The sequence below is a fragment of the Algoriphagus sp. 4150 genome, assembly GCF_031457395.1.
Classification (GTDB): Bacteria; Bacteroidota; Bacteroidia; order Cytophagales; family Cyclobacteriaceae; genus Algoriphagus.
Genome location: NZ_JAVDWS010000012.1, coordinates 38,708 through 58,542, shown reverse-complemented (window position 1 = coordinate 58,542; position 19,835 = coordinate 38,708). Strand labels below are relative to the sequence as shown.

The window sequence follows — 19,835 nt, the reverse complement described above, 5'->3', positions numbered from 1 at the left end:
GCTAGTTTTCTACAATACTTACCCGCGCATCGATCAGGTCTTTGATAGGGACCACCAGCTTACCTTCGGTACGCTGTAAGACAATGTTGATATTGTCCATTTTTATGATTTTTCCATGGATGTTGTCGAACTCGATGATCTGTCCAATCTGGAAATTTTTCTTGAAGTAAAAACCAAAAAGTATTCTCTTTACAAGCTCCACAGAGCCTAATCCCACAGCCAGAGTGATACACAGAAGAATGGCTCCCAGAAGGAGGGACAGATTGTCGGTGATAATACTTGTATCTATACCGACCAGCTCAATGGCAATCAGTGTGATGATAAAGAGGATTAAATAGCCGGCAATAGTCGATGTCAATTTGGCTCCGGCCAATCCAAAAGAGCTGAACACATTGAAGATCAGATTTCTTGCTGCTCCTGAAATATTAAAACCTATGAAAAGCAGCGCTACTGCTACCAACAATCTAGGGAGAAAATTAAGGAGTTTTCCTAATTCCTGTGAAAGCACCGGCAAACCCAGTATCTCAGAGCCCAGTACCACAAAAATCAGCAACAGGGTTATTTTAATAAATGCAAGGATTATAGCGGAGGGATTGACCTTGAATCTCCAAGATTCAATTCCCGGAAAGTTTTTTTGGAAAAACTGATCCAGTTTAATGGATTTTAATATTCTGGTTATGAGCCATATACTGAGTTTGTACAGCAGCCATGCAAAAAGAAGAAATACAATAAAGCCAATCAGGCTAGGTAAGAATGCCTGCATTTGGTAGAACAAATTTTCAAATACTCCGTAGCTGGCTTGCATATTTTCCACTAGATCATTCATCTTTTGTGTTGTTTAAATCTTTTTTGTGTTCAGCGCTTTTGCTCTCTTCCTGTTTAGAGTCGGACTCATTATCAAATACCGTCTTGAATATCCCGGGGTTTTTGACCAAAAATAGATCCGCCAGATCGATCGTCAGATTGATCAGATTAACATCCTTCATTACCCTGTTTTTGATAATTTCGGGCAATTGGTCGTGTTCCAGTATTTCTTTAAACGGATTTTTCACTTGCCCAAATTATTGTATTTTTCCAATACTTTCTTTTTAGCACGGTTTATTCTCATTTTGACAGCCGATTCTCCAAGTTGGAGGGATTCAGCTATTTCTTTAACTGAGAATTCATCCTGATACTTCATCAGCAGTATCAGTTTTTCATTAGGATCAATCAAATCAAGTGCAACTTTCAACTTTTCAGCTTTCAGCGCTAAAATCTCACTATCATCGATTTCCTTCTCTTCTATCTCCATCTGCTCATGGAGTGCCTGTTCTTTTTCCTGCTTTACTTTATGCTTTCTGTTAATATGGTTCAGACAGAAGTTGTAGGTGAAACTATACAGCCAGGTAGAAAATGAAGATCGGCCTTCATAAGATTTCAGCTTGTAGTAAAGCTTAATAAATAAGTCATGAGTCAAATCCTGCGCTTCCGCCTTCATCGGTATGAACCTTAGGCATCTGTTATAGATTTTGTCGGCATATCTGTCATATAAAATACCATAATACGAAGACTCTCTTGTCTCCACAATTAGCCTCACAAGCGCTTCGTCCGATAAAGAAGAGACCCGCTGTAGCTCTTGTTTATCATGTTCTGGTGAGGCTTTCATTCGATACTATAATCCTTGATTGATTTTAAGACGAGTTCGGGTTTTCTTCCTGTGTTTGACACGGGTTTAAGAGAAAAGTCACAACATAGTGTATTTTTTTTTCCGAAAGTCATTTTTAAACACGCTGGGCACGGAAGTTTTCACAGAGGCTACAGTTTAGAAATAATTGTCAGGTAGGTCTGCCTATTTTAAGCGTAGAAAGTACAAGTTCATAAATGGATTTTCAAACTATCCGAACATATTGGCTGTTGGCTGCCCATAAATTAATGAATTTAACCCAGACTTTGCATTAGGATTCGTGGCTAACCTGTTCCGATAACGAAGCATGCAGGGTTGGACGAGCTTGTGGAGGGGTGGGGAAAGCCAATTGCAAATTGGTAAGGATAATGAGGATGGAATTACAAATCCCACTCAGTCATCACGATAAATTCAATAAGCCGAGAGAGGAGGGTTGACTAACACCGTGATCTTACTACTTCGGGAGAGGGGATTTTGGTATGTTTCTCGGGGAGAGGATAGACTTTTGGAGAGATGTTTTATTTTCCCTTCACTATGCCTTTCTTTGGAAGATTGATCCAATTATATGATAGCAGACTCACTGGCCAGACAGTTTTTGGTAATGCACAGGCATTTTTTACGGATATCGGCGATAGAGGATGAGCTGGGTATAAGCGGGAAGTCTCTATATAAATGGATGATAGGCCAGAGGGCGCTACCCGATCGATGGGAACAGCCGTTATACGATTACCTATATCCCATGCTGGATCCTGAGAATGAAATCCACCTAAAGACCTATTGGATTGACAGGGTAGTGGTTCTGGAGGAGCATCATTTACTGCCCCGGTATCAGCATATCAAGCCCGAGATGTTGAGAAGGTTTCATTTCTCGGAGCAGTATACTGCGGGTGCCGATGTGGTTTACTTCAGGTATTCCAACAAAATGCAGAGAGAAAGTAATATTTCCATCTATTCAGTCTATATCAAGGGTTCATGGTAGAGTAGCAAAAGGAGGAGTGGAATTTATCTGCCTGACCTCATCTTTAGCTGTAATTTTGCGAATATCCCTCTAAACAGGACAAAGAAAATGAACTATCAGCAAATATACCCGACAGAACCATTACGAAAGTACGTTCGATACTTTTGGGTGTTGGAAGATGATAGTTTGGATTTTTCACTAAAAAAAGTAAAGTTATGATAGCCATTACGGGAGCAAACGGAAATTTAGGAAAAGCGACCATTCAATTTTTATTGCAGAAAGTCACACCGACAAACATTGTTGCCATTGTCAGAAATCCTGAAACGGTAAGCAGTTTTAAGGAACAGGGCGTTATTGTCAGGCAGGCAGATTACAATGATTACAATACGCTTAAACAAGCCTTTGAAGACGTAGAAAAAGTGTTGCAAATATCTACTGTCGGGGTGGATATGGAGAAAGCCAAACAGCAGGAAAAAAATGTGGTAAATGCAATGGCAGAAAACAATGTAAAGCACATCGTTTATACAAGTATGGTTCAAGCCTGGCCAAACCCCATTTTTCAGGGAACGGAAACGCAATACCATACGGAAGAACTGATAAAGAAAACAAAAATCCCCTACATGTTTTTCAGAAACAGTATGTATATGGAAGCTATCCCCGAACTGATTGGAAATGCTTTACAGACAAATGAAATCCGCTATCCATCTGGAAGCGGAAAGGTAAGTTTTGTTTCAAGGGAAGACATAGCGGAAGCCATTGCAAATGTACTGACTGAAAACACACACGAAAACCAAACCTATGAAATTACAGGACACAGGGCCTATACATTTGACGAATTGGCAAAGCTGATACGTGCCGACATGAAACACATTGATATTGCGGACACCATCTTTAAAGAAGAATTGATTGGCTGTCAAATGCCTATGGAAGTAGTGGATTTATTGGTAAGTATGGCCAATGGAATAAAAGCAGGCGAATTTTCATTCGTGGACAACACACTTGGAAAATTGCTTGGCAGAACACCGTCAGGATTAAGTGAGTATGTAAAGAACCTGTAATTATGTTGTTTAAAGAGATGCATTTAAGCGGAATAAAATCGGGCAAAATAACGTTGGCTTTCCGCAAGTGGAAAAAAGCTTCTGTAAAAAGTGGAAGCCTTTTGCATACTTCTATCGGCTTGGTTGAAATTCGTAGAGTTGAAACCGTAAGTGAAAACGATATAACCGATAAAGACGCTTTAAATGCAGGATTTACCGACAAAAAGCAGTTACTAAATTCATTTACGTACAATAGCAAAGGGATGATTTTTAAAATATCCGTTAGCTATCATTCCGAAGACCCACGAATTAAATTAAGAGAACAAACGGAACTGTCAGAACCGCAATTCACCGAGTTGAAAAAGAAATTGGAAAGGCTGGACAACCACAGTAAGCAGGGTTTTTGGACAAGGAAAATTTTATTGGCAATAAATGACAATCCCAATTTACACGCCATAGGCATCGCAAAGTTGACAGGCTTTGAAAAAGAGTGGTTAAAGCTGAATATCCGAAAACTGAAAAACCTAGGCTTAACTATAAGCCATAATGTAGGTTACGAACTTTCACCATTAGGAAAGATAGTAGTAGGAAAACTAAAAATTTAGCAATAAACAACGAACCGTTAATCGAGTAGACGGCCCCGCCAGATCTCTCTGAGGAGCTGCGCCAACTCCACGGCGCACAGATCTCACACCATTGTATCCCGATTCACGGGACAGGCAGTACGGGTCTTCCCGCACGTTCGGGAGCGGTTCATCACGCATAGATTAACCACACGCTACCGTCAGACTCAAGGATCTACCGCAGTTTTAAATAAAAAAAACGTCTTAAAATTGTATCATGAAATCGAGCATGACTCAAGAGTCACACGGAGGAATGATTATCTGTGAAGCGAGATTCCATCCCGTTTCCTTCGTCACGGGACAGGTAATGACCATTAAAAATCAATTATAAACACATGAAATCGAGCATGTCGAAGACGACATACAACTTGTCCCGAACTTGCTTCGGGAGAGGGATGATTATTCGCCTGGCGAGATTCCATCTGACCTCTTAAAACAAAATATAAACAGATGAAAAAAGTTTACAAAAAGCCCCTTTCCGCAATTTGTGTCACATCTTCCGACTTTTGTATAACCAACAGGATAATCTAATGCCTCACCTTTGTCTCATCATTTAACGACATAAAAATTAAATAATGAGCAAGGCAACAGATATAAAACAATTATTCCAAACTTTTACATTTAAAAATGGGATAGAAACAAAAAACAGGATTGCAATGGCACCAATGACAACCTGGGCAAGCAATGATGATTATACAGTATCGGACGATGAAATAAAGCATTATGAAGCTCGAAGTGGAAACGTTGGGTTGGTAATAACAGGCTGCACCAGAGTAATGGCAAACGGAATTGGCTTTAACAATGAATATGCCTCTTACGATGATTCTTTTTTGCCGAGCCTTAAAAAACTGACCGCAGCTGCAAAAAAAGGTGGCGCACCTGCAATACTTCAAATCTATCACGCCGGGAATAAAGCGGTTTTGGATCTTATTCCTTATGGTATTCCTGTGAGTGCAAGTCCTATAGCATTAGCACCGTCGGCGTTTTATGCAGGAGGAGTAGTATCACGTGAACTTACGCAAGAAGAAATTCTGGAAATGATAAAGGCTTTTGGTGAAACTACTCACAGAGCAATAAAGGCAGGTTTTGACGGAATAGAGTTGCATGGAGCTCACGGATTTCTATTGCAAAATTTCTTTTCTCCATATTACAACCAACGAACCGACCACTGGGGCGGATCTGCCGAAAAACGAATGAACTTCGCTGTAGAAGTGATCAAAGAAATTCAGCATGTAATTAAAAAGTATGCAGACAGACCATTTTTGATAGGTTTCAGAATCTCACCGGAAGAGCCTGAAAGTTATAGAGTGAAAGATACCTTTCCATTGATTGATAAACTAATCGACTGTGGAATTGATTATCTGCACGTTTCACTTGCTGATCTGCTTGCACAAAAGCCTATAGATGCTGAAAATGAAGATGATACTATTTTAAAATTAATCCTCGATCACGTTCATCACAGAGTTCCAGTGATTGCTGCAGGAGGTATAAAACAGTTTGACGATGCTTTAGAGGCTCTAAAAACAGGATTGTCATTGGTGGCCGTTGGACACGGGCTTATCATCAATCCAAATTGGGTGGGGCTTGCATCTAATGAAGAAAAAGCAGAGGAAGTTTTGAGCATGTCTAAAGCCGATGAACTTGCGATACCTAAAAAACTACAGGAATTTATCCATGTAGCAAAGGGCTTTTTTCAGGTAACGGACTAGCCTTTAAATTTTAAATATTATAAATAAACATTGCTTATGAAACATTACAAAACGATAAGTGAACTCTATAAATCAAACGGATTTCCACCGCCTGAAAATCCGCTGATGGGCATACTAACATTTGAGGAGTCAGAAAAATGTACTTTTATCGAGAGAGAATTTACGATGGCCTTTTATACGATTGCCTTAACAAAATTAAAATCAGGGACATTTCAATATGGCAGAACAAAGTACGACCACGAAAATGGGTCTTTGGCATTTCTAAAGCCACATCAGAAAATATTGATGAATAATGTAGAAACAAGTGAAAAAGGATTTCTATTATATATCCACGAAGATTTTTTAATGAACCATAACCTCCATTCAGAAATAAGTAAATATGGATATTTTGATTACGAAGTGAACGAAGCTTTGCATCTGTCACCAAAAGAAGAAGACATTGTATGGGACTTATTCAACAAGATAAAGTTGGAATATTACAATAATCAAGATGAATACAGCAAAGATATAATACTTACTCATATAGATTCTATCTTGAAATATGCTCAACGATTTTACAAACGGCAATTCTTGAATAGGTCAGTTTTATCTGGCACCGTAATCACAAAATTTACGGACATTTTGAATCAATATTTTGAAAACGGAGGTCTCCAAAAAAATGGCTTACCGTCTGTACAATATATGGCTACAAAGTTAGCCTTGTCACCAAAATATTTAAGCGATTTATTAAAACAAGAAACAGGCAAAACAGCACTGGAACATATTCACATTGCATTAGTTATCGAAGCAAAAAATATTCTGATGAGTACCGACAAAACCGTAGCTGAAACAGCCTATCAATTAGGTTTTGAAAATCCACCTTATTTTTCAAGACTTTTCAAGAAAGAAGTAGGCGTTACCCCAACAGAATATAGAGAACAGTTTTTGAATTAGGGGTAGAATGTGATCCTGAAATCATATTGGTGGCACCAAGTATGTGCGTTCTAATGCAGATGGGGTAGGGATGCCAATTGAAAATGATGCATGGGCGGGACCCTCCCGAATTGCTACTGATGCTCAAGGCAAAGCCGCTATACCATTTATTCAACAGCTTAAACACCCACACTTTCCTTCAATAAAGATGTCACTAGCTCAACGGTTAATGGTTTCTTGTCCGCTTTTTCCCGGAGGGTATCAAAAGAGTATCTAAAGTCACATCCTTCTTTGTAGGCACTGCATCCATAAGCTGTTTTACCTCTTATTATTGTTCCTTTATTGCACAATGGGCAGGAAATGACCGGAGGAGTTTTTTTAGAAGCCGTAGAGTCGGTTAGTTTCTTTTCTTCCAAGACGGGTTGAAATTTATCATTGAAACGTATCAATCCTTCTTTATCTCCTGTCGGGGTTTTAAATCCTTTCAAGTTGACAGTAGATCCTTTCTGGAGCAAACGTAAATACTGATTCTCTGATATATTCTTTCCTTCGAAGGAAAATGGAAGTAAAAAGTCGCATCCATTTTTATAGGTGCTGCATCCGTAACTCGATTTTCCTTTTAGCAGTGACCCTTCCTTGCATTTTGGACAAGAGTGTCCCACGATGGCAGTGGTTGATTTTTCTTTTTCAGGAACCTTGGTTTCAGTGGGGTGGGATAGTTTAGCATGGCTTTGCTCCCTCAGAACTTCGATCACCAATTGCTCCACCATATGCTTCATGTTCTTCACAAAAGAACCTGCGTGAAAATTCCCTTTTTCTATTTCTTTCAATTGTTTTTCCCACTGCCCTGTCAGCTCTGCAGAGGTCAGCAGGTTATTCTTAATGATATTGATCAATTGCACGCCTGTTTCGGTGGGCAAAATCTGCTTTTTATTCCGTTCAATGTATTGTCGCCTGAATAGTGTTTCAATAATATTTGCCCGGGTAGAAGGACGACCAATGCCATTCTCTTTCATTAACTCCCGCATCTCTTCATCGTCCACTTGTTTACCGGCAGTTTCCATGCCTCTCAGCAAAGTCGCTTCTGTATAGTGTTTAGGAGCTTTGGTTTCTTTCTCCAGGAAAGAAGGTTCATGCGGCCCTTTTTCCCCTTTTTTAAAGAGCGGGAGCTCATCTTTCTCCTTTTTATCTTTGCCGTCAGCAGTTTCAAAAACAACCCTCCAGCCTTTTTCTAAAATTACTTTTCCGGTTGTTTTAAACGGAACTGTATCCACTTTTCCCAATACTGTGGTATTGTCCACCACACAGTCATCATAAAACACTGCGATGAATCGCTTGGTAATAATGTCATATACTTTTAGGTGATTCCCGTGCAAACTATCCTGCATTCCTGTAGGAATCATGGCATGGTGATCGGTTACTTTTTTATCATTGAAAACCTTGGTAGACTTTTTTAATTTTTTGCCCAAAATCGGTTGAGTCAACGGCTTATAATTCGTTAGCTTCTCTAATATTCCCGCTGCTTTGGGGTAAATATCGTTCGGTAAAAAAGTGGTGTCTACTCTTGGGTAGGTGATTACTTTTTGTTCGTATAGGTTTTGCGCTATTTTAAGTGTTTCATCGGCAGAAAGACCAAACTTATTATTGCAATAAACCTGTAATCCTGTCAAGTCAAAAAGCTTAGGTGCGTATTCCTTCCCTTTTTTCTTCTCAATGGAGACGACTTCAAAGTCATGTTCTTTTACTACGTTGGCAAAAGCCTCTCCATCCTCTTTCTTTAAAAATTTTCCTTCTTCACAGTTAAATACAGTTTCTCTATACAGCGTTTGTAATTCCCAGTAAGGCTGTGGCTGAAAATTTTGAATTTCTTTAAACCGGTTAACAATCATAGCCAGTGTAGGCGTTTGGACTCTACCGATGGACAGTACTTGCTTGTATCCACCATATTTCACCGTATATAAGCGCGTGGCGTTTATTCCCAACAACCAATCCCCGATTGCCCTGGAATATCCGGCATAATACAAATTATCATACTTGGCGGAAGGTTGCAATTTTTCGAAGCCTTCTTTGATGGCCTCTGTGGTCAAAGATGAAATCCATAACCGTTTGACTTCTCCTTTATACTCCGCCTGTTCGATTACCCATCGTTGGATCAGCTCCCCCTCTTGGCCGGCATCACCACAGTTGATCACAAGAGTGGCTGTTTCAAATAGCTTTTTTACAATGTCAAATTGCTTCCTGATCCCTGAATTAGTAACGACTTTGGTTTTGAACTTTTCGGGAAGCATAGGAAGGTGGCTGAGGCTCCAACTCTTCCAATGGGGGTCATAATCGTTCGGTTCAAATAAGGTGCAAAAGTGTCCGAAAGTATAGGTTACGCTATATCCATTCCCTTCATAATACCCATCATGCCTAGTATTAGCTCCAAGGACAGAGGCGATTTCACGGGCGACACTTGGCTTTTCAGCAATACAAACTATCATCTAAGCAAAAATAGTTAAAATAGAATAAGCTCAGGGGACTTATGGCGTAGTAAAGCGCTGGGAAATGACGTAAACCCTATCAACCAAACTGTTAAAGATTACTCATCCAAACCGATGATATCGATTGAAAATACTCATTAAATATTCCTAGCCTAGGTAGCCGTGGCATGTTAATCTAGCGAAGAGCCAGATTGCGGGGAGAAGGAGGGGCCTGCCTGCGCGCTGGTAAAGTATCAGAAGAGCCTGGCCCGAAAGCCAAGCGATTCGGGAATCCTGCCACAATAATTTTATCCCATACACTTACCATTCGGGGACGCAGCGATATGGGATAAGGTGAAATCCACTCTATATGGTCCGAGCTTGCACCTTGACCAAAGCGGATCCAACTGTGCACTCTGCTGGCAATCTCCAACTTTCCTAAGTGCGAGTACTTCACTGTTCTTGTCGATAAAGCGCCGATATTCAGCCTTTTTTAGTAAAAAATGCAAATAATTCTCTGCCAATCAGTCATATATACCCCGTATTAGGAGGTATAAACTTCCGATTTTTTCCCTTTTCTTGCAATAGTCTTTTAGTAGGAAACAACCAGCCAACCTTTATCACATTCTTCCGGGCTTAAATCCGGAAACCTAGCATAGGTCATGTGCTATTGTCAGTGTAATAATAACGTGTTACAGGCCGTATAGAAGTATTTCTGAAGGGTGATACCTGGAATATACTTCGATGTATAAGCAGAACTAATTTGAGTGATTATGGAGAAAAAGTACAAATCATTAATTATTCTATTTGCGGTTATAACGGTGGTATCTGTAGCCGGTTTTTATAAGTCCTATTGGAGCCATTTTCCTGATTTTGCTCAGTTCCCTAAGGTGATACATATCCATTTTGCGGCTTTTATCTGTTGGTTTGCCCTAGTCATAGTGCAGCCCGTATTGATTATGCAGAAGAAGCATGCCTTGCACCGTAAGTTGGGCCGGATCTCCTATTTCCTGGCTCCTCTACTTGTAATTACAATAGTACTGCTTGCAAAAGAGAAACTGCTCCGCGAAATAGCTGTTTCGGCAGAAGATGCAGCCACCGGTGCTTTTATAAGCTTCTTGGATTTTACTTCCTTCACAGTTTATTACCTTATAGCTGTTCTCAACAAAAACAATATCCGCTGGCACGTAGCATTTATTATCGGGGCTACCTTAGTGGCTTTCAATCCCGGCTTGGCCAGATTGATAAACCTCTTCAATCCGGAACTCGGGTTAGCGGTCGTCATTGTACCTTTTATTGTACCCGGTACAATTATAATTATCGAAAAGATAAAATTTAAAAGACCCGTTTTGAGAAGTCCGTATTTCTTTTTTTTACTGTTTTGGATATTGGAAATAGTACTGATTGTGGCTATACCTCAGACCACTTTCTGGCAAAATGCTATTGTGAAAATTGCAGGAATGTTATAAGATAGAGCTGATTTAGTCGAACAAGTCAATTTGGGGAAAGCAGAAGGATCGACTGTTAAGAAAATGCCCGGTAGGGCTGAGCGTGAAAGTGAACATACCGACGGGAATCCATGTCCATCGATAGGAAGGCGGCTTAAGCCCATTCCTTCAGAAATTAAAATACCGCAGGGGCTTTAGCACAATTCTTCCGACAATGAAGCGACATGATTCGAAAAATTCCGGGATAAATGATTTGGCTAAAGCCGGATAACTTTTGCCGCTTTTTATCCACCACCAGCTAAAGCAGGAGGGAATTAATGGAAACAAGAATTGGATTAAGCTTTATTCCTACCAAAAATAGCTCATTCCTCTATTGGAAATCCATTTTAAATTCATTTTCATTAATAGGAGCGTGGCTTTAGCCCGTTCCGCAAAGGAATAATAATCCTGTTCGGGCTTTAGCCAAATTTCCATAGTGCTTAAATGGAGTTTTTAAAATTGAATTTTAAGTCAAATTGCCCATTACTTATTCTATCTTAGACTGCACAACCTAAATAATTCATGAAGGTTCTGTGTATAGCTCCTTTGACAGGATATCAGTAAAAGATACATGGGATTTCCACCAGATTGAGAGACCACATCGGCATTTTTATAGTTTATCTTAACTAATTACGACAGACATCAATTGTCTGGAGATCTCTAATTTCTAGTATGGAGGAAAGTTGAAATTCATATTTTCGGCTTCCATGAACCCGGCTAATTATAATCACCAATTCCTCTTCTCTGACCAGCCCGCCATCTGTCCACACTGCGGACTCAGGACAGATATCATTGCTGATCTAAGCCATACTTCAGGAAAAGCCCAACTTCATCTATGTCCCGATAAAAAATGTGGATTTGAGTTTGTGCTCACAGATGAAGAATAGGGCGATTAGGGAAATTGCCGACGGTGGTGGGTCTTGGAGGTTTTTAATTTTTAACCATTCTAGACACAATAGCCACATAGTTTTGTCCCACGGCAGATTTCTGCCGGTTCAAGTCTCCTGATTTGGAGTAAATACATTGCAGTTTCCTGACTGCTGTTTCTAATTAATATTTAGCCACCGTTTGTGGTGCCACGAATGGTAAGATTTCCGGTTGTAGCCGTCCGTGATGACACGGCTGCGGCACGGATTTGTGGCGACACGGTCTGCAGCACAGGAATCTTTCATTTTAATGAATTTTTGTTTCCACCTCCTGCACTTACCTTCATTTCCATACAATGATCCGTGGCAGGCCTGTCTTGGTCGCAGGAGGAAGACAATGGCCTTTGAACTTTATTTACTTGGGGTTTATAGTTCATGCCTGCGGCATTGCTTCGTATTTACGGCAGCATGGTGTTAATAGACTGGATGAAGGTCAGCACGTGTCTACCTGACCTTCTGCCTTACTACCTACACTAGAGAGATCGTATTTAGCACCTTGATTTAGTGTGAATGCGGGGAGGTGGTCGCAGCAGCGGGCCAGACGGCTGGTCCGCGGGGGGAAGCTTTGCTGCGACTTGGCTTTTTGGTCCTTTTGGGCCAAGCCAAAAGGACAGAAGAGAAAAGACTTAACTTTATCGATATGGATCAATAAAGAAATTGAGGATAGATAAAAAATAACCAACACACTTTTCCACCTCCTGCACCATTCCCCATTTCCAGACGATATTCCTAGGCAGGAGGCCAGGGGATTTGTCATTGCGCTAACCATGGGTTACGCCTCTGGCTCACCCATGGTTATTGAGAAGTTTGATCCCTTCAGGATCATTTTTTCTTCAGATCCAGCCAGTTTTGCCGTCCGTGAGAACGACGGCACAGTGCCAACCAAATGTTCCGTCTTACCATCTACACAAGACAATCTGGATTTAGCGCCTTGGTTTAGACGGATATAGATTCCCTGAGGCATAGACCCCGTTTTGGAAGATTAATTTAATGTGAAATTATGCAATATTGTTGCATTTGAGGTTTGATCACTTTAGCTTTGAACCTCAATAGAATAGAAAACAGACGCATAGTCTGGGTTAAAGTAACCTCACCCTTTATCACGAATAATGAACCGTAGAAAATTTTTCCAAAGAGGATCCTTGCTGGCAGTGGGATCATCTCTTCTTAATCCATTTGGAGCAAGTGCAAAGACTACTGCACCATCAGCATTTGGACAGAAAACCGCTAAAAATATAATAGTCGTAGTCAGTGATGGAATGAGTATCGGGACGCTCAATATGGCTGATATTCACTTGAGCAGAAAGACAGGAAAAAACAGTAATTGGATCCAACTGTATCAGGAAAATTTGGTGACCCGTGGATTGATGGATATGGCTTCTGCCAGCTCGGTTGTGACGGATTCCGCAGCGGCAAGCTCCTCCTGGGGCAGTGGTGTAAGGATTCGAAACGGTTCTCTGAATATCAGCTCAAAAGGGGAAGAATTGCTTCCTATCTGGCAGAAATTTAAGATAAAGGGAAAGATGGCTGGCTGTGTGACTACGGTCCCTATCACCCATGCCACACCCGCCGGGTTCTGTGTTTCCAGCAAATCCAGAAACAGTCAGGAAGAGATTGCCGAAAAATACCTGGATCAACGTTTTGATGTAATGATGGGAGGAGGCAAAGGCTATTTCTCTCCCGAATCCAGAGCGGACAAAAAAGATATATTGAAGGCTTACCGGGATGCGGGCTATGAAGTGCTGCTTACCCGTGATGAATTGAATTTATCCAAGCTGGATAAGCCCGTCTTGGGTTTGTTTCAACACGAAGCACTTCCATATTCTCTGGATAGGGAGAATAATCTGGAACTGAAAGAAGCTGTGCCCACACTTGCGGAGATGACGCTGAAGGCGATTGATAAAATGAAAAATCATCCTCAGGGGTTTGTACTTCAGGTGGAGGCAGGCAAAGTGGACTGGGCGGCCCATGCCAATGATATAGGAGGTTTGATATACGATCAGGTGGCTCACGATGAAGCAGTGAAAGTAGCGATTGATTTTGCGAAAGAAGATGGTAATACCTTAGTAATCGTAACCACCGATCACGGCAATGCAAACCCGGGATTGATCTATGGCTCCGGTGTCAATGATAATTTTGATTCTTTGAATACCTATAAGCATACCAACGATTGGATTCTGAACGGGATAGGCAGGGAAACTTCAGTATCCCAGGTGAATGACAGGATAGAATATGCAACCGGCTATCAGTTGTCCAAGGAGGAAGGCCAGGAACTTCTCGCTTACTATTCATCTCTTGCTATTGAAGAGGGAGTGTATAATCCCAAGCATTTGCCTTTCAGGCTGCTAAGCGAAATCCAGCAGAAAAGAAACTCAGTAGGTTGGATCAGTATGGATCATTCTGCGGATTATGTGGAATTGGCCATGTTTGGGACGGGGAGTGAATTGCTAACTCCTTTTATCAAGAACACAGATCTGCATTACCTTATGCTGGAAGCTGCGGGAGTCGAGAATAAATTTTAATCCGGATTATAGTTAGTGTAGTGTTAACCAAAACCTGTCAGGTTTACATCATTGATTTTTGATAAATAAGTAAGCTTTTACGGCTCTACTAGCCAAACCTGATAGGTTTATCCGATACTTTTTACACTTAACATAACACTAGCTTATGGGGCTTGGATTCCCGATGTATGATTCGAGGAAAGCGCCCGCTTGAACAGTTTTTCCAGAGCAGTACGCTGTAGCCCTTTGCCGATGACTACAAGTTGTGATTTCGGATACTCCACCCCGGAGTTATTTTCGGAATGGGAAATCTCCACCTGTTTTCCATGAGTCTGGACTATAGAGGGAGTTTTCTCATTTTGGAACCATACGAGTCCTTTGATGCGGTAGATCTGATGATAACTTATGAAAAGAACCATGGTAAGCTGATTAAGAAGCATTTCCCTGTCAAACGGTTGGTTTACCTCTAGGAGGAGGCTTTTCAATGGATGTTCGGAAGTCTTTTCTCTCCATTCCGGTGTGTTGCCTGGGTTCCACCCACTTCTTTCTTGGGTGAAAATATCCAACGGAAGTTGACCTTCGTCGGTGGGGATTATTCTCGCGAGCGTATTGATATTCAGTAGCAGCTCTACCAGATTTATAAGGTATTTTGGAGTCACGAGGGATTTCTTGTTCAGCACAATAACATCTGCTGCGGCGATTTGACGGCCTACTTCCGGGATTTCTTCGATCCAGTCTTCCAGACAGGAAGCATCCACTATACAGATCACTGACTTCAGGTCAAAGTACAGGGCTACTTCCTTCTGGGTAAAAAGTGCTGCAATACTGCCCGGATCAGCCACTCCGGACGCTTCAATAAATAGATTGTCTGGTTTGGGGTCAGTCCTGATAATAGAGGCCAGTACGTCTACCAGCTCCTCATCCAATGAGCAACAGATGCAGCCATTATTCAGCTCAAAAAGGGAGTCATAGCGGGCTGCAACCAGATGTGAATCAATGGATACTTTTCCGAATTCATTCTCGATAATAATGTTTTTCTCATTTTTCCTTGCTTCAAGGAGGCGGTTTAAAACAGTCGTTTTTCCCGCCCCCAAAAAGCCGGTAAGTAAGTACACATTAATACGGGATGCTTTCTCCATTTGAAAGGGTTAATCATTCAAAATGATAGCTTTTGATCTTTTACGGGCGTTTTTCAGCATGCCCTAAATAGGCCACTCATCTTTAAACTGAGTGGTCATAGAGAAATGTTTCGATTCTTTTTCGGTGACCAGGCACGCAGTCAACTCTTCTATTAGCAATTCTTTTTCCAGATCTTGCCCGATCAGAACCAATTCATTCATTCGATCTCCGAATTGACCGTCCCACTTTTCCATGATCAAATCCCTGTTCTCTACATATCCGGGGTTTCGTTGTCTTTCTTTTTCAGAATAGGCTGCCCACCAGGTGCCAAAGAGATCGGCTTTCAATGAGCCGCCTGCCTGGCTCCAGAGCAGGGCATGATGAGGACGCGTAGCCAGCCAAAACAGCCCTTTGCTTCGCAGGATATTTGATGGCCAGGAATGGTTGATGAATTTCCAGAACCTGCCGGGATGGAAAGGTCTGTGGTCTCTGAATACAAAACTGCTGATGCCGTATTCCTCTGTTTCGGGGACATGTTCTTTGTTCAGTTCCTTCAGCCAGCCGGCAGCTTGTTCAGCTTTGTCGTAATCAAACAAATGTGTGTTGAGAACTTCTTTTGGAGATACCTGTCCATAAGAAGTCCGGATAATCTTCGCCTCGGGATTCAGCTTGATCAGCATTCCTTCCAGTAGTTTTAGATTTTCTTCAGATACCAAATCGCTTTTGTTCAACACGATCACATTGGCGAATTCAATCTGATCAGTCAGCAGATTTACAATCGATCTGGCATCTTCAGGATCATCGGTCATATTTCTGTCCAAGATGGTTTCATGGGAACCGAAATCCTTGAAGAAATTGAAAGCATCCACCACGGTGACCATGGTGTCTAGTCTGCTGATCTCATGCAGATCCAAAAGGCTGTCCCCGGTCTCGAAGGAAAAGGTCTGTGCTACGGGAATAGGCTCGGAAATCCCCGTACTTTCGATCAGTAAATAGTCAAATTTATTCTGACGGGCCAGCTTCTGTACCTCCTGGATCAGGTCTTCCCGAAGCGTACAGCAAATGCAGCCATTTGACATCTCGATCAGTTTTTCTTCTGTCCGGGAGAATTTAACTTCGTTCTGAATCTGTTTGGAATCCACATTGACTTCACTCATGTCATTGACTATGACAGCGACTTTGTAGCCTTCGCGGTTATTGAGTACGTGATTGAGTAGGGTGGTTTTTCCGGCACCAAGGAAACCGCTTAGCACGGTCACTGGAATTCTGTTTTGCATAGTTTAATGGGAATGGTTTTTACAGTCTGGGAATTCGATTTGTGATTTTCTTATAGAGCTCCAATTGATATAGTGAGCGATCCCCACCAGCACTGCTCCGATGGGTGTAATGATAAACTCAAGCTCTTCAGGTCCCCAGATTAGCCCAAAGGCTATAATCAGAAAGCCCAAACTGACAATAAGTATGGGCAGCTTTTTTCTGTGATGGCGTAGATATCCGTGCGACAGTGCATATATCGCCAGAAAAAGACTGAGCAGAATAATGCTGTATTCTATCCATGGATTGTCCAAAAATCCCAATCCTAAAAAAGGGAGTGCACTTATTAAAAAAGGCAATAGCGCGCAATGGATAGCACAGGCTATAGAGGTGGAAAAGCCGATAAAATCCAGATGGGTTCCTGCGAATGTGTTTTTCATATCTTGTAATTGCAATTATGTTGCAAGTATAAAAATTAACAAACTTAAATGCAACAGTATTGCAAATAAGCGTTGAAGTATATAGGTTTGACCATCCAATACACACTCGTATGCTTACTATACAATCACTTTCATTCGAATATGACCTGTACAATCGCTTTGAATTCCCTGATTTCCAGGTGAGTGAGGGGAGAGATCTGCTGGTTTTGGGGGAATCAGGAATCGGAAAAACCACTTTTTTACACCTGATCGCGGGTCTTTTGAAGCCTAAAACGGGAAAGATTCTAATTGATGATACAGATATCACCCGTCTGAGTGGCAGGAGACTGGATGCCTTTAGGGGGAGTACCATAGGAATTGTCTTTCAACGCCCGCATTTTATTCACTCACTTACCTTGGGTGAAAATCTCTCGATGATCAGATGTGTGGGAAAAAGGTACCCGGATCCCAAGAGAATAAAAGATGTATTGGAGGGACTCGGTCTACTGTCCAAAATCAACGTCCGTCCACATCTTCTCTCCCAGGGTGAGCAGCAGCGTGCCGGCATTGCGATGGCAGTAATCAACGAGCCCAAATTGATTTTGGCTGATGAACCTACATCGGCGTTGGATGATAAAAACTGTATCAAAGTCATTGAGCTGCTGAAAAAACAAACCAAGCGAAATGATGCGAGCCTGATTATTATTACACACGATCAACGTCTTAAATCCGAGTTCAGTCAATCCATACTGCTTTCTGCAAAGCAGAATACCCGGACTTCAACTATCAAAGAATGAATATTTTCCTCCTAAGTATTAAAAATATTGCATCGAAGCCGCTTTCAACAGGTCTAAGCTTGATTTTATTGGCTCTGGGAGTAGGGCTTATCTCATTGATGCTTCATATTGACAGGCATTTGCAAACTCAGATGAGCAACAATATCCGGGGTATAGATATGGTGGTGGGAGCCAAGGGAAGTCCTCTTCAGCTTATTCTTTCAGCTGTATTTCAAGTCGATGTTCCCACCGGAAATATCAAGCTCTCAGAAGCCCAAATCCTTCAGAAAAACAGGCTGGTGGAGTATGGAATTCCGCTTTCTTACGGAGACAGTTATGAAAGTTTCCGTATCGTGGGAACTACGGATAAATACCCTGAAATCTACTCCATGGAGATTGCCGATGGTAGAATATGGGATAGCTCCCTGGAAGTAGCTATAGGGGCAACTGTAGCCGAAAAAACCGGATTAAAAGTGGGAGATTCCTTTCTGGGCTCACACGGCTTAAGCGAAGGTGGGCATGTGCATGAGGATCAGTTCTATGTAGTGAAAGGCATATTCCATCCTTCGGGATCTGTCATTGATCAGCTGATTTTGACAGGCCTTGAGAGCGTCTGGGATATCCATGACAATCATTCCGATCATCCTTCGGAGGAAAGTCATGGGGAAAAGCATCCGGATGATGGGGAACCAACGGACGGGGATCATGCCCATCATGCAGGGGAGGTGAATTCTGAATCTGCTCACAGTGATGATCATGAAGATCATGAAGGGCATTCACATGATGCCCATGAGGAGGAGCGTGAGATTACGGCCATGCTGGTGAAATTCCGCAATCCTATGGGAATGGTGCAGTTGCCCAGAATGATCAATGAAAAAACCAACATGCAGGCTGCTTTACCAAACTATGAATTGTTGAAGCTTTTCAGTCTCATGGGGATAGCTACTACTACACTCAATATGGTTGCCTTCATAGTTATACTGGTTTCGGGAATCAGTGTATTTATCAGTTTGTACCTAAGCCTGAAGGGACGTACCTACGAGATGGCTCTTCTCCGCACGTACGGTGCTTCGAGAATGCAACTACTCAGCATGGTATTTCAGGAAGGGTTGCTCGTGGCTTTTGCGGGATTTGCGCTTGGGATACTTTTTAGTAGGATTGGATTGGGTATAATCTCCGTTTTACTAAAATCTGACTATCGCTACGAGTTTGCCGATATGGGATTGATTAAGGGTGAGGGGTATTTGCTACTGATTACCTTATGCATAGGCTTCTTTTCAGCCCTGATCCCTGCCATTACTGTATTTAAAATAGATTTATCCAAAAGCCTATCCGATGCGTAGAATTTCATTCCTTTTAGTATGCTGTTTAATTTCCACTTGTAGTTTCGCACAGACGAAGATCAACTGGGACATCCTCTCTGATGTAACCTTTACGGACAAATACAGCGAGGAAGTGGAGGCGTATTACTATTTCCCGACTTTTGGTCCATCAGTTCTGGCTTTAAATAATAAAGAAGTAATCATTAAAGGCTATGTGCTGGAAATAGACCGGGGCAATGACGTGTATATACTCTCCGCCAATCCATTTGCTGCCTGTTTTTTTTGCGGAGGAGCAGGGCCAGAATCCATTGTAGAGCTCAAACTGGACAAGAATCATCCCAGGTTGACTATGGATCAGGTAGTGACATTCAAGGGGCTTCTCAAGCTAAATGCGGTGGATATATACCAATGCAATTATATACTGGAGAATGCGACCATTTACCGTTGACCGGGTAGGGTATTGGTAAGCTATTGATAAGAAAAGTCTAGCCCCGTAAAGTTGCTAAGCAAAAATGCTTAAGGCTATTATTTAAGGCGTTTGTTTCAGCATTGGGAGTTTTTTTGCAGATGCAAAACTCATAAGAAATAAAATCCTAGGCATAGGATCCCCTATGGTAGCAAGTAGACATTCGTGGATAGTCTCCAATTTCACTACGGTATGACCTAA

At 41.6% G+C, this 19,835-nt stretch carries 17 protein-coding genes; 10 read left to right on the top strand and 7 right to left on the bottom strand.

From position 1 onward, the window contains the following. Position 1 precedes the first annotated feature (1 nt). From J2X69_RS15425 to J2X69_RS15415, 3 genes are read right to left on the bottom strand one after another with little or no spacing between them, the layout of a single operon-like run. The gene (locus tag J2X69_RS15425; protein WP_310105094.1) at positions 2–826 is read right to left on the bottom strand and encodes a mechanosensitive ion channel family protein; all 825 of its coding nucleotides are present in this window, start codon (positions 824–826) and stop codon (positions 2–4) included. After that, on the bottom strand, positions 819–1,052 hold the full coding sequence (locus tag J2X69_RS15420) for a hypothetical protein (RefSeq protein WP_310105093.1): 234 nt from the start codon (positions 1,050–1,052) through the stop codon (positions 819–821). Before J2X69_RS15420 ends, J2X69_RS15425 begins: the two co-directional genes overlap by 8 nt. Next, positions 1,049–1,645, bottom strand: a complete 597-nt coding sequence (locus J2X69_RS15415; protein WP_310105091.1) for a sigma-70 family RNA polymerase sigma factor — start codon at positions 1,643–1,645, stop codon at positions 1,049–1,051. Before J2X69_RS15415 ends, J2X69_RS15420 begins: the two co-directional genes overlap by 4 nt. Before the next feature lie 583 nt (positions 1,646–2,228). On the opposite strand from J2X69_RS15415, the gene J2X69_RS15410 reads away from it, so the two are divergent. From J2X69_RS15410 to J2X69_RS15390, 5 genes are all read left to right on the top strand, one after another. After that, on the top strand, positions 2,229–2,642 hold the full coding sequence (locus tag J2X69_RS15410) for a hypothetical protein (RefSeq protein WP_310105090.1): 414 nt from the start codon (positions 2,229–2,231) through the stop codon (positions 2,640–2,642). A gap of 194 nt (positions 2,643–2,836) precedes the next feature. Beyond that, positions 2,837–3,679: an SDR family oxidoreductase gene (locus J2X69_RS15405; RefSeq protein ID WP_310105088.1), complete on the top strand. Its 843-nt coding sequence runs from the start codon at positions 2,837–2,839 to the stop codon at positions 3,677–3,679. A gap of 2 nt (positions 3,680–3,681) precedes the next feature. Then, the gene (locus J2X69_RS15400; RefSeq protein ID WP_310105086.1) at positions 3,682–4,263 is read left to right on the top strand and encodes a hypothetical protein; all 582 of its coding nucleotides are present in this window, start codon (positions 3,682–3,684) and stop codon (positions 4,261–4,263) included. 593 nt (positions 4,264–4,856) lie between these two features. Next, positions 4,857–5,990: an NADH-dependent flavin oxidoreductase gene (locus J2X69_RS15395; protein ID WP_310105083.1), complete on the top strand. Its 1,134-nt coding sequence runs from the start codon at positions 4,857–4,859 to the stop codon at positions 5,988–5,990. A gap of 36 nt (positions 5,991–6,026) precedes the next feature. Further along, positions 6,027–6,923 (top strand): helix-turn-helix domain-containing protein, encoded by an 897-nt coding sequence (locus J2X69_RS15390; protein WP_310105081.1) that lies wholly within the window; start codon positions 6,027–6,029, stop codon positions 6,921–6,923. A gap of 158 nt (positions 6,924–7,081) precedes the next feature. Here J2X69_RS15390 and J2X69_RS15385 read toward each other — a convergent pair whose 3' ends face one another. Continuing rightward, positions 7,082–9,385, bottom strand: a complete 2,304-nt coding sequence (locus J2X69_RS15385) for a DNA topoisomerase 3 (protein WP_310105079.1) — start codon at positions 9,383–9,385, stop codon at positions 7,082–7,084. 752 nt (positions 9,386–10,137) lie between these two features. On the opposite strand from J2X69_RS15385, the gene J2X69_RS15380 reads away from it, so the two are divergent. Together J2X69_RS15380 and J2X69_RS15375 are read left to right on the top strand one after the other, a co-directional pair. Further along, on the top strand, positions 10,138–10,833 hold the full coding sequence (locus J2X69_RS15380) for a hypothetical protein (RefSeq protein WP_310105077.1): 696 nt from the start codon (positions 10,138–10,140) through the stop codon (positions 10,831–10,833). 2,053 nt (positions 10,834–12,886) lie between these two features. Further along, positions 12,887–14,299, top strand: a complete 1,413-nt coding sequence (locus J2X69_RS15375) for an alkaline phosphatase (RefSeq protein ID WP_310105075.1) — start codon at positions 12,887–12,889, stop codon at positions 14,297–14,299. 143 nt (positions 14,300–14,442) lie between these two features. Here J2X69_RS15375 and J2X69_RS15370 read toward each other — a convergent pair whose 3' ends face one another. The 3 genes from J2X69_RS15370 to J2X69_RS15360 form a co-directional block, all read right to left on the bottom strand. Next, positions 14,443–15,417, bottom strand: a complete 975-nt coding sequence (locus J2X69_RS15370) for a GTP-binding protein (RefSeq protein WP_310105072.1) — start codon at positions 15,415–15,417, stop codon at positions 14,443–14,445. 63 nt (positions 15,418–15,480) lie between these two features. Further along, positions 15,481–16,674, bottom strand: a complete 1,194-nt coding sequence (locus J2X69_RS15365) for a GTP-binding protein (protein ID WP_310105069.1) — start codon at positions 16,672–16,674, stop codon at positions 15,481–15,483. A 3-nt stretch (positions 16,675–16,677) separates the two neighbouring features. After that, positions 16,678–17,091 (bottom strand): MerC domain-containing protein, encoded by a 414-nt coding sequence (locus tag J2X69_RS15360; protein ID WP_310105066.1) that lies wholly within the window; start codon positions 17,089–17,091, stop codon positions 16,678–16,680. Positions 17,092–17,201: 110 nt separating this feature from the next. Here J2X69_RS15360 and J2X69_RS15355 point away from each other — a divergent pair, with 110 nt between their 5' ends. Genes J2X69_RS15355 through J2X69_RS15345 form a run of 3 tightly spaced genes read left to right on the top strand, consistent with a single transcriptional unit; the run spans position 17,202 to position 19,616 of the window. Next, positions 17,202–17,867: an ATP-binding cassette domain-containing protein gene (locus J2X69_RS15355; protein ID WP_310105062.1), complete on the top strand. Its 666-nt coding sequence runs from the start codon at positions 17,202–17,204 to the stop codon at positions 17,865–17,867. Then, the gene (locus J2X69_RS15350) at positions 17,864–19,189 is read left to right on the top strand and encodes an ABC transporter permease (RefSeq protein WP_310105059.1); all 1,326 of its coding nucleotides are present in this window, start codon (positions 17,864–17,866) and stop codon (positions 19,187–19,189) included. Before J2X69_RS15355 ends, J2X69_RS15350 begins: the two co-directional genes overlap by 4 nt. Further along, a complete protein-coding gene (locus J2X69_RS15345) occupies positions 19,182–19,616 on the top strand; it encodes a DUF3299 domain-containing protein (protein WP_310105056.1) in 435 nt (144 codons plus the stop codon). Before J2X69_RS15350 ends, J2X69_RS15345 begins: the two co-directional genes overlap by 8 nt. The last annotated feature ends 219 nt before the right edge of the window (positions 19,617–19,835 follow it).

Excerpts from the sequence above, each read along its gene's own strand:
- J2X69_RS15425 (WP_310105094.1), bottom strand. The coding sequence starts at position 826 with ATGAATGATCTAGTGGAAAATATGCAAGCCAGCTACGGAGTATTTGAA.
- J2X69_RS15415 (WP_310105091.1), bottom strand. The coding sequence starts at position 1,645 with ATGAAAGCCTCACCAGAACATGATAAACAAGAGCTACAGCGGGTCTCT.
- J2X69_RS15410 (WP_310105090.1), top strand. The coding sequence starts at position 2,229 with ATGATAGCAGACTCACTGGCCAGACAGTTTTTGGTAATGCACAGGCAT.
- J2X69_RS15405 (WP_310105088.1), top strand. The coding sequence starts at position 2,837 with ATGATAGCCATTACGGGAGCAAACGGAAATTTAGGAAAAGCGACCATT.
- J2X69_RS15400 (WP_310105086.1), top strand. The coding sequence starts at position 3,682 with ATGTTGTTTAAAGAGATGCATTTAAGCGGAATAAAATCGGGCAAAATA.
- J2X69_RS15395 (WP_310105083.1), top strand. The coding sequence starts at position 4,857 with ATGAGCAAGGCAACAGATATAAAACAATTATTCCAAACTTTTACATTT.
- J2X69_RS15390 (WP_310105081.1), top strand. The coding sequence starts at position 6,027 with ATGAAACATTACAAAACGATAAGTGAACTCTATAAATCAAACGGATTT.
- J2X69_RS15385 (WP_310105079.1), bottom strand. The coding sequence starts at position 9,385 with ATGATAGTTTGTATTGCTGAAAAGCCAAGTGTCGCCCGTGAAATCGCC.
- J2X69_RS15380 (WP_310105077.1), top strand. The coding sequence starts at position 10,138 with ATGGAGAAAAAGTACAAATCATTAATTATTCTATTTGCGGTTATAACG.
- J2X69_RS15375 (WP_310105075.1), top strand. The coding sequence starts at position 12,887 with ATGAACCGTAGAAAATTTTTCCAAAGAGGATCCTTGCTGGCAGTGGGA.
- J2X69_RS15370 (WP_310105072.1), bottom strand. The coding sequence starts at position 15,417 with ATGGAGAAAGCATCCCGTATTAATGTGTACTTACTTACCGGCTTTTTG.
- J2X69_RS15365 (WP_310105069.1), bottom strand. The coding sequence starts at position 16,674 with ATGCAAAACAGAATTCCAGTGACCGTGCTAAGCGGTTTCCTTGGTGCC.
- J2X69_RS15360 (WP_310105066.1), bottom strand. The coding sequence starts at position 17,091 with ATGAAAAACACATTCGCAGGAACCCATCTGGATTTTATCGGCTTTTCC.
- J2X69_RS15355 (WP_310105062.1), top strand. The coding sequence starts at position 17,202 with ATGCTTACTATACAATCACTTTCATTCGAATATGACCTGTACAATCGC.
- J2X69_RS15350 (WP_310105059.1), top strand. The coding sequence starts at position 17,864 with ATGAATATTTTCCTCCTAAGTATTAAAAATATTGCATCGAAGCCGCTT.
- J2X69_RS15345 (WP_310105056.1), top strand. The coding sequence starts at position 19,182 with ATGCGTAGAATTTCATTCCTTTTAGTATGCTGTTTAATTTCCACTTGT.